Raw genomic sequence first — 15857 nt, forward strand, 5'->3', positions numbered from 1 at the left:
TGAGGTCAAACTTACAATGCCAGATATTAAACTCTTCGCCGGTAACGCTACACCGGAACTCGCCAAGCGTATTTCAATATGCTTAAAAACGAAATTAAGCGATGCAACCGTTGGTCGTTTCAGCGATGGTGAAGTACAAGTGCAAATCAATGAAAATGTTCGCGGTAGCGATGTATTTATCATTCAATCAACCTGCGCACCAACAAATGACAACTTAATGGAATTATTGGTTATGGTTGATGCATTACGTCGCGCGTCTGCCGGTCGTATTACTGCCGTAATCCCTTATTTCGGTTATGCCCGCCAAGACCGCCGCGTTCGTTCTGCTCGTGTACCGATTACAGCAAAAGTAGTTGCCGACTTCTTATCCGGCGTTGGCGTTGACCGTGTGTTAACCTGCGATTTACACGCAGAACAAATCCAAGGTTTCTTTGATGTGCCGGTAGATAACGTATTCGGTTCTCCTGTGTTAATCGATGACATTTTGAAAAAAACCGACTTAGTGAATCCAATCGTTGTGTCTCCGGACATCGGTGGTGTCGTACGTGCCCGTGCTGTGGCGAAATTATTAAACGACACCGACATGGCGATTATCGACAAACGCCGTCCACGTGCCAACGTTTCTCAAGTAATGCACATCATTGGTGATGTGGCAGATCGTGACTGTATCTTGGTTGATGACATGATCGACACCGGCGGCACCTTATGCAAAGCGGCTGAAGCCTTAAAAGAACGTGGTGCTAAACGTGTCTTCGCTTACGCTACACATGCGGTATTCTCAGGTTCTGCCGCGAAAAACCTTGCCAGCGATGCGTTAGATGAAGTTGTCGTAACAGACACCATTCCGTTGACTGACGAAATTATCGCATTAGGTAAAGTTCGCTCATTAACATTATCCAAAATGCTTGCAGAAGCAATTCGCCGTATCAGCAACGAAGAATCCATCTCTGCAATGTTTGATGAATAAGCGAAAAATATGCGTTAAATCAACCGCACTTTAAACGACAAAAGGCTTAGTTTTCTAAGCCTTTTGTTTTTTTATATTAAATCAATCTTCCCACTTTTAATTATTGGTTTCCTTGTTTCGCCACCTTAAATCTGCCTTCCCTATGCTATAATTACAAACATATTTTTGACACATAGAGGTATCACATGAAAAAACTTATTTTAGTCTTTACGGCAATTTTAACCATCACCGCCTGTTCCCAGCCAAAAGATATTTATTTTAATGGCTCCGAAGGCTCTCACTCCGGTTTAAAATTCGATAAAAATACCAAAACGCTGGGTATTAACAATTAATCCCAAACCCTATCTCAAAGTGCGGTAGAAAATTTACCTATTTTTTCGACCGCACTTTCCTTTTCCTAGCGAGTTATTTTCACCGTCACATTCATTGTCGTCCGATAACCAGCCTCATCAACAACGGTAATTTGATATGTACCGATATTTGTCGGTTTCCATAAAAATGTTTCGTCTGCTCTGCTCTCACCTAAATACGCGTTATTCACAAACCAATAAAGATGCTGAACTTCGCCTGATGTCGTGGCAATTAACGGAATGTGCTCTTCTACGCTATTCGTATTAATAAAATAAGTCCGATTTTCCAGTGGTGAGGTAATTTTCAGCGGATTATGCGTAATCTGTTGTAAAGATTGAGTTTGCTGTTCATAAGGGCATTCGGCATTGACCATCGGGCTACGTTTCATAATTCCGGCTTGAGCAAACAATTTTTGATAGTCACTGCTCCAGATCTCATAAATTTTTTGTTCTGTTTCCTCACTCGGATCTGTTGCACAAGCTAAAACATCTGAGCCTTTACGTACGCGTAACTGCTGATAGATATTGCTTACTTGAATCGGCGATTTACCGGGAATAAAAAGAGTATTGGTAAGTTGCTGGCAATGTCTATTCGGTAAGTTGCCGTCAGCGGCACATACCGGTACATCTTTTAAAGTTAACTTTTCACGGCTAAGCGGATCTTGCATCGTCGGAGATTGCGCAATAATCGCATCTGCCAGCTGTAAAAATAACGGTGCAGCAAGGCGACGCCCGATAAAGTGCGGGTTGCTTTTATTGTTAAAATTGCCAAACCACACGACCAACGTGTAATTGCCGAAGTAGCCGGCTGTCCAAGCATCGCGCAATCCGTTAGATGTGCCGGTTTTCCAATAAATCGGTAACTTGGTTTTGATGGCTTTGTTATAAATATCGGTGCGAATATTTTGCGATAAGATGTCACCCAACATATAACTGCTTTCCGGACTTAATAACGAGACAGGTTGTTCGGAGGAGGCGTCTTTCAAGGATTGCAAAGGTTGCCATTTTCCCCCATTGGCAAGAGAGGCATATAAGCCTGCCAGTTGTTGCATGGAAAGCTCTGCACCGCCTAATACCAACGACAAACCATAATGGGCTTTTTCCTTCGGCAAAATAATTTCCGCTTGTTTCAGCAAATCATAAAGATCAGGATATTTAAGACGTTGTGCCATCTCAACTGCTGGAATATTGCGACTTTGTAATAATGCCTGTGTAACGCTCACCGGTCCGAGGAAATTACCTTCATAATTCTCCGGTTGATAATCGGCAAAATTCGTCGGCAAATCTTTTAAGATCGTTTTAGGATGGGCTAGCCCTTGATCAAAGGCTAAGCCATAAATAAACGGTTTCAAGGTCGAACCATAAGAACGTTTTGCCAGCGTACCGTTAATTTGCCCGCTGATTTGCGGATTAAAATAATCACCGGAACCTACCAAAGCTTTAATTTGCATGGTGCGATTATCCACCAACAATACCGCCAGATTATTCACGCCATAGCTTTTTTGTTGTTGCAAATAACGCTGGCTAATTCGCTCAACCAAACGTTGTAAGCCGCTGTTTAAACTACTGACAAGACGTCCATTTTGCGTTTCCTCTTTTTCTGCATATTGTTGCAACACTTGGTCGGTAAAGTGCGGTGCGAAAAAAGGAAGTTTTTCAATGGGGCGTAAAGGATAATTTAATTTGAAATGGGATTGCCATTGGCGATCTTGCGGATGAGTTTCTACCCAACGGGCATACAATTTATTACGGGCATTGAACAGTTGCGGATTCAGTTGCTGATTATTCTGTTGAATATAGCCGTTCGGATTTTTCGGCAAAATCGCCAATGTCATGGCTTCCGCTAAATTCAAGTTTTTGTTGGCACGGTTAAAATAAATCAGGCTTGCCGTCCCGGCGCCTTCAATGTTTCGTCCATAAGGTGCAAAGTTGAAATAGGCTTCTAAAATATCCTGTTTGGAATATTGCAACTCTAATTGAACGGCACGGAAAATTTGCTCGATTTTCCCGTGGATAGTGCAGCTGTCAATATTCCATAGAATCCGCGCCAATTGCATGGTGATGGTAGAACCGCCCTGCGGTGAGCCACCTAACAGATAGGTTTGTGCTGCGCCACGCAACAAACCGTAAGGGTTCACTCCAAAATGGTAATAAAACCATTCATCTTCCTGAAAAAGCACGGCATCCACTAATTGTGGTGAAAGTTCCTTTAGTGGCGTCCAAAGGCGATATTTCTGATCTTTCGCTGTAGTTAGGCGTAATAAATTCTGCTGTTCGTCATACACTGCGACAGAATAGGGAAAACGTTGTTTCAAAGGCTCATGAGGTAAAAAATGAACCACTACGGCCGTAAGCAGTAAACCGCATAAAACAACATAGAAACATTGACGAAATTTCTGTGACATAACCATCAAACATGACTAAAAACAAAAAAGTGCGGTAGATTTTCAATGTGTTTTATCGCCAAAACACCTCCGCCCTTTTTACTTAACTTACGAATTAAATTCCTTTTCTACCTATGACAAAAAGAGACCTGCTTCATAATTGACTAACAAACCACCGACAATTAACCAAAGGTAAACCAAAGTGCCGAGGATCAGCGGTTTAAAACCCGCCTGTTTAATGGCGCCGATATGTGTTGTTAACCCCAAGGCCGCCATCGCAGAAACAAGTAGAAACGTATCAAGCTCCACCAAAAATGTCACTAACGCTTGCGGTAATAAATTAAACGAATTGAACACGGCAACAGCAATAAACCAAAGGGCAAACCATGGAATAGTAATTTTCCGTGGTTCTCCCTCTTGCGCCTCTTTAGTCAACAGCCAAGACAGCCCTAATAAGAAAGGCGCCAACATCATGACCCGAATCATTTTGGTAATCACTGCCGTGTCCGCAACAACCGGGCTGATATTGCCGCCAATGGCATAAACCTGCGCCACTTCATGAACGCTGGAGCCCACATAAATACCGAATTGGTGTGGTGTCATTAATGTGCTCACCCAAGGATAAAATAGCGGATACAGGAAAATGGACAGTGTGCCGAAAATCACCACCACCGCAATCGCCACCGAAACTTTATGCGATTCTGCCTTTGTTACCGGTGCGGCTGCCATCACGGCAGCAGCCCCACAAATACTGCAACCGGACGCAGTGAGATAAACAAGTTGTTTATCCATTTTGAGATAACGAATACCAACAAAACAGGTCAGCAAGAAAGTGGAAAGTAACATCAGGCCATCGGTCAGAATCGCGTTTACTCCCACGTCGGTAATATCCTGCAGCGTCAGGCGAAAACCATACAACACGATCCCGGCACGTAAAACCGGCCCTTTAGCAAATAAAACGCCTTTTTCAATATGGCTTTCATAACGTTTATAAACACTATTACCAAAGAGCATCCCCAGCAAAATGGCAATAATGAGCGCGCTTAAATGCGCCTGCTGAGCAAATGGTGTTTGACTTATTTGTTGTGCGATAAATGCTAAAAACGCCACACAAATCAGTCCGAAATAGAATGATCGATTTTTCATTGGATTTGTCATGAAAGGGAAATGAGGCTTCATTATACGCTGAGAACAGCGAAAAATGGAGTTGATTCTGACCGCACTTTAGGCTTGTAAACCGTTAACAATAAAAAACTCTCCATCAAACGAGGGAGAGTTTTTTATTTTTTAAGCGATTATTGAATCACTTCAATATCCCCTTTCGCAGCAGATTGCGCATTAACCGCACGGTTATACATGTTTTCTGCATAAGCTTGTGGAATTTTGAATTTACCCACGTTCACTGCTTTTAATTGATATTGAATGACGGTGGTGGTCTCACCCACGGAACCGTAGCTCAACATACGGTCTTCACGCAAATCACGGTGTACCCAGTTAAAACGTTGTTGAGTTTCCTCTTGTGCGCTCATGTCACCATCCCCCGTTACCACTTCAAATCCAGCCGGATAAAGGTCGGTAATCACCATGTTGTCTTGCACATTTTGTAATGAACGTACATTGACTTGTACGTTAATGATGTCGCCAAGTTTCACAGAAGTCACCGGTTTGCCGTCTTTATCTAAGTAAGTGCGGTCGATTTCCACACCGTTTTTAATCGCCTCAGCAGGCGGCTGTTGTACATAGCCGGATTGGCTAATGGCATACCAGGCTCTTTGCGTACTTTGGTTAACAAAGTTAAGCACAGCTTTGTCTGCATTGATATTGGCTAACACAAAAGCACCTTGTACACTGCCGATATTTTGACCTTCTTGTTGAATATGTAATTTTTCAAGTTGGTCAGGGTATTGCTTACCGTAAGCCTCTAAGGCTAAAAGCACCATTGCGGAAGACAAGCTGTTATAACGGTCGTCGTTTAAATCTTGCACAATGCCTTCAAACAATCCGTTAGATAATAGCGCTGCCTGTTTCGGGAAATGACGTGACAACACATACAACACCGAACTTTTCTCAATCAACGGATCTAAATAATCGCGGTAGAACCATTCGCTTTTCGCCTGCGGATGAGCAAAGTTTGCCATCAGATTGTTCATCAGCGTGTTTGCATCTTCTTCCTGTTTCACCAACTGATAGGCACCAGCCAACCAAGCAGTTGTTAAATCAGATTGCCATTCTTCCGCTTTGAAATGACGCTCCAATAGACTACGAATAGACATTAAACTGTCGCTTGGCACTTGACCTAAACGCGCCAATAAGTACGTCGCATAAGCGCGTTGACGCAGCATGGCTAAATCATCTTCACTTTCCGGACGACTTAAACGTTCTAACGCCGCGATAGTTTGATTAAACAAGCCGTTTGGCGCGACCCATGCTGCCGGTAATTGCACGTTGTGCTCTTGCGCTTCAATGAGGAAATGCGCCACATAAGCTGTTAAGAAGGCATCATCTTCATCTAAACCGGACCATACACCAAAGCCTTCATTCTCAGTTTGGCGCGCCGGTAATAAATTAAAGACACGATTCAAGTTGTTGTGTAATTGCTGTTTAGTGGCTTCAATAGCTTGCTTGTCGCCCGCTTGTGATAAAACGCCAAGTAAACTTTGGTACTCAGGATTATTCGCCAATAACAGATTAGGCATTGCCGCACTAATAATTTGTTCCGTACAGAAGTTGTCATAGTTGCCTAAATAACTTGTGATGCCTTTCGCTAAGACCAACGGAGCGGAAGAGATCAGCGCGTATTGCTCACGGCGTTGTGGGAACAACAGATTCGGTAATTCGCCTTGTACCTGTTGATTTACCGCCACATCCCCCACTTTGATGAATTGCTGTTTCGCCGTCAGTGGACGCACGGAAATACCGTATTTGCGTTCAACCTGTGCCGGTTGTTGCTGTTCATCTAAGTAAGCCGCAGTGAAATATAAAATGCCGCTACCAAGCAAATCTGTTGCTTTTAATTGGAAATCCACCACGCCTTCGCTCATCGGAGCTAATACAATGGAGGTTTGCGCATTGCTTAATACTTGGAACTGCGGTGCAACATTGAGCTGAACAAGCACATTTTGTTTACTCTTCGTATTATTCGAAACGGTCAAACTGACTTTACTTTCATCATTTGGTGCCAAGGTTATCGGCGCACTGGGCGATAAAATCATGTCATCACGCACCAAAGTTTCCGCTTGTGCGATATTCATTTGTGAACCGTCATTTGTTACGGCAACCGCCATGACTTTCAAATTACCATTAAAGCCCGGTGGAATTTGGTAAGTTACCGTTTTGCTTCCGTCCACATCCACAATATTTGACCAGTACACTGCCGGTTTATCGGTTTTACGTTTAAATGGATTGGTATTGGCCGCCAAGGCTTTTTCCAACATTGCCATTTCTTCCGAGTCACCACCGGTTTGTGCAAACTGCAACACTTTACGAAATTCCGGCAGAATCAAATCCAGAATCTGCAAGGTTTCCACTTGAAGGGCATATTTCGGGAAGAAAAACGCCAACGGATCTTCTTGTTTATGTCCTGCCACTTGCAAGATGCCTTCATTCACCGCATAAATCACCGCTTTACTTGGTTTATCCGCAGATAACGTAAACTGAACTTTATCACCGGATTTCACTTGCTGCGGTGCACTTAACGTCACATTCAGACGATGGTTATCCACATTGACGCTAAACGGCGCAACGCCATAACTTAGCGGACTGGTGAAAATATCATCGGATTGCATATCACGAGAGAATTGCACGTTAATATAGCCACTTCCCTCAAAATTCTCAGGAATTCTGATTTTTTGTACAGAACGGTTAGTCGTGGATTTAAACCATTGATGGGCATATACACGATCACGTTCAATGGTGATTAATCCACTTCCCGCATAAGGTGCGTTAATCGCCACTTCAATTTCTTCACCCGGCATAAATTGTTTTTTATTCAAATTCAATTTAAGTTCAGTGTTTTTATCCATGGCGACAGAGACGTTGCTGTTACCGATCACCGTATAAGGAATGCGATTGACGGTTTCACCGTATTGGTTATTAATCACCAATACAAAGTCACCACTACGCTCAGTATTCAAAACAAAATCAGACCCGCTTGGATCGATATCCAACGGTTTTTCATCAATTTGATTTTCCACCAGTTTAGATTCGTACTTATAAGCACCGGAGCGTTGTTCGGTCAGCACGGAAACATATTTACGTTCCATTAAGACCGCACTTAGCCCTTGCACGGAGATTTTTTGCAGACTTGGATTAATCGCAATTAAGTTCACCTGGCTTACGCCGTTTTCTCTTAAATAATTCAAGTCTTGCGCACTGCTGTAGCCCACTAACCAAGGTTGCGCAGAAACCAACACCGATTGCACTTTAGATACGCCACGACCGCTGTTATTTTCATAGCCGTCCGCCGTGAAATACAACATTTGTACGGTATTTTCCGCTTCTTGCGCTAAATTCAAGGCAAAAACGGCATCACCGTTATTATCCGTGGTTTGATCCTGTAATTCGGTTTCCAACAAAATCGCATTTTTATTGCGTTGATTATCATAGAACTGATAGTTCTTGTATTCAGGAAAGCTCGGGAAGAGAGAATGCAACATGATGTTTGCACTCACTCGGCGTTTTTGCGCCGGCGTACCAAATAAATTCGTTAAATGGATAGTCGCCTTTAAATCCTGTGGCGAAACCCAACCGGCTTGTTGGCTACGATTAAACATCGTATTGATTTTCAACGTATCCGGTTCAAATTCCTGCACTTGGAACGTCATAGAGCCAACATCAATTTGTTCTTGTTGTTGACCAATAGAAATATGTGCCGTCCATTCACCGGTTTCTGCATTTTCCGACAACGGATACGTCAAATCATTAAAACCACTTTCACTCACACGGATCGTTTTTTGCCATTGGGTTTTACCGGACGGTGACGTGATTTCTAAAGTGAGTGGCACATTGGCCAAGGATTTTTTCCAATCCAACGCCTTACTGATCATGCCGATATACACGGACTCACCCGGACGATAAATACCACGGTCATTAAACAAGAACGTCTTAATGGCGTTTTGTTCCGGCGAAATTTCTTGGCCACGAATATCAAAACGGGAGAAATCTAAAGTGCGGTCTGATTTATCAATCGGCAGGAAAGACTGATCCTGCCCGCGTGTGACTAAATACATAACCGGCTCAAGTTCTTGCTTGAAATTCTCTAAAGATGGAAGCTGAGCCACCCCGAGTTTGTTAGTAAATTGACTGGCAATCACTGTGTTATTGCGGGAAATCACTTTCACTAACGCATTCGACACCGGTGCGCCACTGGCAATAGATTGCACGAAAACAGATTGCGTACCATCCGCAGCTTTTTTCGCAATAATGCCCAAATCCGTTAACACGATTAAACGGTAATCACTGGTTTGTGAATTCGGATCGGAATCCCAATAATAGTAGCTGTCTTCATCTTTGCTATCTTTTAAATTATCGCCGTCAGATTCACTGCCAGAAGTCACCGCACTTGCTTTTACCCAGAAGATCCCTTGCTTCGGCAAACCTTTTTGCGATAAATCCACACTGAGATAGTCCGATTTACGTGGATTATCGTTAGCAACAGTAAGGGTTTCCGTTTTAAACGTCGCAATATCATCAAATTTTAAATTGCCTAAATCCGGTTTTTGGAAACTATTGCTGTTTAAATTTGCTACATGGCGAAGTTGCTCAGCCTGAACGCGGCCAATATCCAGTTGCACACTGTCAGCGTTACGTACAGCAAGGGTTAATTTGCCGTCGCCATATTGAGACAATAAAGAACCTTTGCCCACAAAACCGACATAGGTCGGATAATTCGGTGCACATTCTAAGCTGCCAATCGGTTTTTTCAGTTGATAACCGCCTAAGGCTGTGAATTTATTATTCAGTTGCAAATACAGGCAACGTCCTTCCGGAATATCAAAACGGAAAGATTGTTGAGCCGAGTAAGGATGTTCGCTTGGAATCAATTCCGGCTGGACGCGTTCACCACGTCTCACCGCCGCTTCCGTTAATTTTTCCGACTCCCAACTTTGCCCTTCCGGTAAGGAAGGTAACAAAATCGCAATAAGATTCTCGGCAATGTCTTTTCCTTTCACGCCGTAATTGAAATTAAAGGTTAAAACTTGCTCTGCTTCATTTTGCTGATTGTTAATCACCCTAAAACTATTATCCTCGTTTTGCAGACTGTATTTCGTCGGCACCGGCACGAGCTTAGTGATGTCTTTTTCTAAGGTATTCACACCGGTCTTCGCCCGCAACGTTTGGCTAATTTTGGTTTGCACAAATTGATTCGGTTGGGTCGATAAAGACAGGTCATCCGAGCTGATCCATGCTTCCAATTTATTGTCGGAATAACGAATCTTAAATTTCAACGGATTAATCAAATTGAGCGATTGATCCTGATTTTTGCGAACTAAATTTACTTCAACCGCACTTTCTAAAGCTTTCGGATCAACCGGATTAGAAAACACCAAATGCGTTAATGCATGACGAACATGAAAGACATTTGGATCCTGATAAAAGTCCGCATCGGAATCCACAACACTAAAAGGCTGGGTTTTCACGGAATGAGGCGTAGTGACCGATTTCTCATAAGCCAAACTCGGATTTAATACTGTTTTATCTAACGTAATTTTATATTCTTGCCCTGTTGGCCAATCCTGCGCAGGGGTAAAACTCAATAAATTATCACTCGCCCAAACCCATTTCCCTTCAAGGGCAGGTTCCATTTTAATGCCTTGCGTGATTTCAGTTTTCAGTTTATCAATCGGTGCGGCTGCTCCGTTAAATTCGATGTTCAGTGGATAAATGGTATTGGATACGCCTTCTTCCCCATAATAGGTCGGCTCAATAGGGTTAAATTTCACATGAACCGCATTGCGCTCGTTTCCCTTTTGTTGCTGATACCAATAACTACCACCAGCTGCTACGGCTAACGCGAGTGCACCAAGCACTAAAAATTTTATTTTGCCCTGCATTAGATGTTCCCCTGATTAACTTTAAAATTGAGGCTGTCATTTACCATCATTAATTCGTTCCGCCTACTGTAATCTGATCGATTTTCAATGCCGGTTGCCCTACGCCCACCGGCACGCTTTGTCCTTCTTTACCGCAAGTGCCTACACCATGATCCAATTCCACTTCATCGGCAACCATGGACACATTTTGCATCACTTCAATGCCGCTGCCGATTAAGGTCGCGCCTTTCACCGGCTTGGTGATTTTGCCTTTTTCGATCAAATAAGCCTCTGAAGTAGAGAATACGAATTTGCCGGAGGTAATATCCACTTGGCCACCACCAAAGTGCGGTGCAAAAATGCCGTGTTCTACGGACGCCACTAAATTCTCAAATTTATCTTTACCCGCCAGCATATAAGTATTGGTCATGCGTGGCATTGGCAAATGGGCATAGGATTCACGACGTCCATTGCCTGTCGGTTGCACGCCCATCAAACGGGCATTCATTTTATCTTGCATGTATTTTTGTAAAATACCGTCTTTAATTAATACGTTATATTGACCTGGCACGCCCTCGTCATCCACGGTGACCGAGCCGCGGCGATCCATTAAAGTGCCGTCATCCACGATCGTGCATAAAGGCGATGTGACTAATTCACCGATTTTGCCGGTAAATAAGGAACTTTCTTTACGATTAAAATCGCCTTCCAAACCGTGCCCTACCGCTTCGTGTAATAACACCCCCGGCCAACCTGCGCCTAACACCACCGGCATTAATCCTGCCGGTGCCGCTACTGCGCCTAAATTCACTAATGCTTGACGCACCGATTCTTTCGCAAAATAGACCGCTCTTTGCTCGCCTTTATAGTTTTCAAAGAACCATTCCAAGCCAAAACGACCACCTGCGCCCGCACTACCACGCTCGCGCTTACCGTCTTGTTCTACCAATACGGAAACCGATAAACGAATGAGTGGGCGAATATCAGCTGCCAAGGTGCCATCTGTGGCTGCGACTAGCATTTCTTCATACACCATGCTCAATCCGGCATTCACCTGTACCACTCGCGGGTCTTCCGCACGAGCCGTTCTATCCACTAAACGCAATAACTCAATTTTTTGCTCTTGGCTTAAACTGTATAGCGGATTAATCGGCTGATAACGCAAAGGCGCATCCACCGGATTAAATCTCACCGGCAGAATAAAATTACCTTGAGAAGGTTGAGCAATGCCACGCACCGCTTGAGCACATTGTTGCAAATTGGCTAGATTAATTTGGTCAGAATAGGCAAATCCGGTTTTCTCGCCACTGACTGCACGCACGCCTACTCCGCGATCAATATGAAATCCGCCTTCTTTAATAATCCCGTCTTCCAATACCCAGTTTTCATCCTGACTTAGCTGAAAATATAAATCGCCATAATCCACGTTGCGTTGCGCTAACGTATCAAATACGTTGGATAAATCGGATAACGCCAAATGACTGCGGGTTAATAAAGACTCGGTAACTTGTTTTAACATGAAAGATTTACTTATATCGAAAAATAGATTGATAAAAAATACGCAAATTATAGCGAATTCGAGCTCTCGGGGAAAGGCTAATCACTTTTTGATATGATTGGTGTAGATCTGTTTTGTCATCAGCTTTCAGATTACCGTCTTTGTAGTATGGCTCATTTTTTATAGGGGATTATACTGAACCCCTTATTTTTCCAATTAAGTAACAGATTATGCAAAATCCATTTAAAGCCGAATGGACGGCAAAAGGGCATACGCTCTGCTTAGGACATTGGGATATTCGCTATAACGACATTCCTCTCGTCCTCCCCGCTGAACGCCGTGATAAAGATATGGGCACCAGAAATATCTATAATTTTATTGATCCCGAAGATGAGCTTTATTTAGAAGGCTTGGATGAAAACGACTGGATTTTAGCCAACATGGATTGGCTGTCAGATTTATTTATTCAATACGACATTCCCTTGGAAGAAGACTACATGCGGGCGTTTTATCAAGCAGTGAATCCGGAAGACTGGCGTTGTGGCAGTTGTGGCGGTTGCATTTAACCGTCACAGATTGAATACAGAATGAGACTTTTAATCAAAAAGTGCGGTCGTTTTTTACGGTGTTTTAAGACTGTCGCTCAATCACCACTTTAATATCTTCCGGTGGGGCGTAATAAGGGGCGGAGGTGATAAATAAATGAATGCCCAACTTAGCATAATCAGCAACATTATGTTTATTCACACCACCGGCAACAGAAAGAGTGATTTTTTTACCGCTCGCCGCCACCAAAGACAATGCCCGTTTCACGTCATCCACCGACCATTTATCCAACTGAATAATATCCGGTTCGGCATCCAACATTTGTTCAAATTGACTGAAATTATCCGCTTCCAAGGTAATTTTATTTTCCGGCGCTTCCCGTCTTAAACGTTCCACGATTGCCGACCAATTATCGGGTTCCACAAGCAAGTTGCGATGATTGGTAAACACCAGCAGCGTTTCGCTAATGCCTTGCCGATGAATATGCCCGCCTGCTGCCAATACCGCATTGGTCGCTAACTTTCGGGTATTCGGAATGCTTTTGCGGGTGCAGGCGACCACCGCATGAGGATTGATGGCTTTGGCATTGGCGATCATGTCCGCCGTGTATTGCGCCACGCCACAAGACCACTCCAACACGAGCTGAACCACTTTCCATGCCTGATGTAATTTGTCGCCAAAACCCACCGCACTTAACAGCACCGTGCCGGCATCAACGGTTTCACCTTCCTGCCCATAAACCTGCGGTTCAAGCTCCAGTTTTCTCAGCAATTTTTCTGCCACGCTAATGCCCGCCACAATACCGGCATTTTTACGTTTAAATAAAATCGTCGCCGGCACGTTGTCCAAACCGAGCGCGCGCGTCGTCAAATCGCCACGATAGATATCCTCCAATAAAAAATCGTCTAATTCTTTATCTGAAAAATAAATCATGTGTTCTCCTTAAATAAATCGTCCTAAATACAATGGTCCCAAATAACGGGATTTAGAATATTGTCTATATAAATCAAAATATAGCAACGATTAAAAACCGACCTTTTTACGGGAAAACGCCGGTTTCACACGACATTCGCCACACAAGGCTTCTAACCAATCTTCTAGATTCTCAAAGGGGGAAAAATTGTGTCGTCTGGCAACGGCGGCAAAATCGCCCGGCGTGAGTAAATTCAACTCAAGGAGGCGTTTTGAATGGGTTTCAGCCCATGCGCCCAAATTCAATTTTTCTGCTTGTTGTTTAGCAAAATCCAAACGCTGTTGTGGCGTTAAATAATCAAATTTTAGCTTTAAATCAAAACGCCGTAATGCTGCCGGATCCAGCACATTCATCAAATTCGTTGAAACCACCATTACGCCTTCAAAACGCTCAATTTGTGTCAACATCTCATTAACTTGGGAACGTTCCCAACTACGTTCTGCACCGTCGCGTGAAAACAGAAACGAATCTACTTCGTCCAGCACTAGCAAACAATTATCACGCTTCGCCGATTCAAATGCCTCCGCAATTTTTTGTTCTGTTCCGCCAACATAAGGATCGAGCAAATCAGACCCTTTGCAAAGCAACAACGGCATATCTAACTGCTCGGCAAGCCAACCTGCCCAAGCGGTTTTCCCTGTGCCCGGCGGACCATAACAACAAATTCGACCTTTCTTGGTTCGCATTAATCCTTCACTGATTTTATGAATATTGTCATTGCAGGAAACCCAGTCAAGCTGATAACTCAGTTTGCTTTCCACTAACGGCTCAATTTTCTTTTTACCTTGTGCCTGTAAGGTTTCATTAAGTAGCGTAAGCAAAACCTCAGAAAAGGCTTTTTTGCCGTTATCAACCGCATTTGCCACATTGAACACGCGCGTTAAAATCGCCGGTGAAAGTGACCGCACTTTGGCAAAATGCTGCACGTATTCCGCCGTTAATTTACCGCCTGCCAGCTGCGAAATTAACGCCGATTTATTTTTTAGCGGCAAATCCGGCATTTCAAACACAAAATCAAAGCGACGCAAAAAAGCCGCATCTATGCTGTGTACCGAATTGGATAACCAAATCATCGGCACGTTATTGTTCTCCAGCAACTGATTTGTCCACGCTTTATTTTTTGTGCAACAGAACGCTCCATAAACGAGCCGTTAAACACATCTTCAATTTCATCAAAAATTAAAAGCGCCTGCTTGCCGTTTAATAACGTTTGAGCAAGGCGACTGTAGTTCAGGCGTTGCTCTGCCTTCACAACATCTCCGTCAGAATCCATATAAGTAATGTTATACGCCGAAATCCCTAATGCTTGTGCAAGCAATCCGGCAAATTCGGTTTTACCGGTGCCGGGCACGCCATAAATTAAAAGATTTACGCCTTTCTGATAATGTTTTAGTGCCTGTTGTAAATAGGTCAACATCATCTCTTTCATGCCGGCAATATGGGCAAAATCATCCAGTTGCAGACTTGGCACTTGAGCGACTTCCGTACAAGATTTTAATAGGACGTTTTCGTTTAATGGTTGTGTCACAAATTCATCAAAATCTAAGGTTTCGCCCCAATCTAAATAATCATGCACACTATCGGGGCGATAATCGCGATCAATCAGGCCATAAGCATCGAGTTTACTGCCTTTCTTTAAGGCAGATAGAATCTGATTTTTCGGCTGTTTAAGTAAATCCGCCATGATCGCAGCCGTTCTTTGTAAATCCGATTTCGGCAAGTACTCAAACAAATCTCGCATAGGCCCTTCACTGCGTAAATGCATGGCAAAGCGAAGAAGTTCCTGTTCAACGGGATTCAGCTGCAAAAATTCTGCCAATGTTGCCAAATTTTCATACGCCTGTTTCCATAACTCCGGTAAAAGTGCGGTAGATTTTTGGAGTGTTTTATACCGCGCTTTTAAAAGCCGACGAGCAACCGTGCGTAAATTTTTATCATTCTCTAATTCTTCAGGCAGCCCAAACGCACCGGCGATTTCATCACTTCGCCAACTACCCTCCCGAAATACTTCGGAAAAGCCTTTATGTTCAAATAAAATTTTGAGCATCATATTTTCAGTATAAGAAGACACTGTCGGTGGGTTTAATTTATATTCAGACATAAAAAAT

The 15857-nt window shown here is 43.4% G+C and carries 8 protein-coding genes and 1 pseudogene; 3 read left to right on the forward strand and 6 right to left on the reverse strand.

All coding sequences use genetic code 11. The features are described from left to right. Positions 1–16 precede the first annotated feature (16 nt). Both AC30SH_RS06190 and AC30SH_RS06195 read left to right on the forward strand, forming a co-directional pair. On the forward strand, positions 17–967 hold the full coding sequence (locus AC30SH_RS06190) for a ribose-phosphate pyrophosphokinase (protein WP_006717500.1): 951 nt from the start codon (positions 17–19) through the stop codon (positions 965–967). A gap of 185 nt (positions 968–1152) precedes the next feature. Beyond that, positions 1153–1299 (forward strand): putative periplasmic lipoprotein, encoded by a 147-nt coding sequence (locus AC30SH_RS06195; RefSeq protein WP_006717498.1) that lies wholly within the window; start codon positions 1153–1155, stop codon positions 1297–1299. A 65-nt stretch (positions 1300–1364) separates the two neighbouring features. Here AC30SH_RS06195 and pbpC read toward each other — a convergent pair whose 3' ends face one another. The 4 genes from pbpC to tldD form a co-directional block, all read right to left on the reverse strand. Continuing rightward, a complete protein-coding gene (gene pbpC / locus AC30SH_RS06200; RefSeq protein WP_314885458.1) occupies positions 1365–3722 on the reverse strand; it encodes a penicillin-binding protein 1C in 2358 nt (785 codons plus the stop codon). 111 nt (positions 3723–3833) lie between these two features. Further along, complete coding sequence (locus AC30SH_RS06205) at positions 3834–4847, reverse strand: YeiH family putative sulfate export transporter (protein WP_314885459.1); 1014 nt, start codon at positions 4845–4847, stop codon at positions 3834–3836. 149 nt (positions 4848–4996) lie between these two features. Next, positions 4997–10753, reverse strand: coding sequence for an alpha-2-macroglobulin family protein (locus tag AC30SH_RS06210; RefSeq protein WP_489582269.1), 5757 nt, complete (start codon positions 10751–10753; stop codon positions 4997–4999). A gap of 49 nt (positions 10754–10802) precedes the next feature. Beyond that, positions 10803–12251 (reverse strand): metalloprotease TldD, encoded by a 1449-nt coding sequence (gene tldD / locus AC30SH_RS06215; protein ID WP_212510523.1) that lies wholly within the window; start codon positions 12249–12251, stop codon positions 10803–10805. Positions 12252–12460: 209 nt separating this feature from the next. On the opposite strand from tldD, the gene AC30SH_RS06220 reads away from it, so the two are divergent. Further along, complete coding sequence (locus AC30SH_RS06220; RefSeq protein WP_212510522.1) at positions 12461–12796, forward strand: hypothetical protein; 336 nt, start codon at positions 12461–12463, stop codon at positions 12794–12796. Between the two features lie 64 nt (positions 12797–12860). Here AC30SH_RS06220 and modD read toward each other — a convergent pair whose 3' ends face one another. Then, on the reverse strand, positions 12861–13709 hold the full coding sequence (gene modD / locus AC30SH_RS06225) for a ModD protein (RefSeq protein ID WP_212510521.1): 849 nt from the start codon (positions 13707–13709) through the stop codon (positions 12861–12863). Positions 13710–13799: 90 nt separating this feature from the next. Further along, positions 13800–15850, reverse strand: a pseudogene (locus AC30SH_RS06230) (AAA family ATPase). Positions 15851–15857: the final 7 nt, after the last annotated feature.

Source organism: Aggregatibacter sp. HK296 (genome assembly GCF_980469475.1).

What these genes read in the sequence shown, in the direction of transcription:
- AC30SH_RS06190 (WP_006717500.1), top strand. Translation starts at nt 17, where the DNA reads ATGCCAGATATTAAACTCTTCGCCGGTAACGCTACACCGGAACTCGCC.
- AC30SH_RS06195 (WP_006717498.1), top strand. Translation starts at nt 1,153, where the DNA reads ATGAAAAAACTTATTTTAGTCTTTACGGCAATTTTAACCATCACCGCC.
- pbpC (WP_314885458.1), bottom strand. Translation starts at nt 3,722, where the DNA reads ATGTCACAGAAATTTCGTCAATGTTTCTATGTTGTTTTATGCGGTTTA.
- AC30SH_RS06205 (WP_314885459.1), bottom strand. Translation starts at nt 4,847, where the DNA reads ATGAAAAATCGATCATTCTATTTCGGACTGATTTGTGTGGCGTTTTTA.
- AC30SH_RS06210 (WP_489582269.1), bottom strand. Translation starts at nt 10,753, where the DNA reads ATGCAGGGCAAAATAAAATTTTTAGTGCTTGGTGCACTCGCGTTAGCC.
- tldD (WP_212510523.1), bottom strand. Translation starts at nt 12,251, where the DNA reads ATGTTAAAACAAGTTACCGAGTCTTTATTAACCCGCAGTCATTTGGCG.
- AC30SH_RS06220 (WP_212510522.1), top strand. Translation starts at nt 12,461, where the DNA reads ATGCAAAATCCATTTAAAGCCGAATGGACGGCAAAAGGGCATACGCTC.
- modD (WP_212510521.1), bottom strand. Translation starts at nt 13,709, where the DNA reads ATGATTTATTTTTCAGATAAAGAATTAGACGATTTTTTATTGGAGGAT.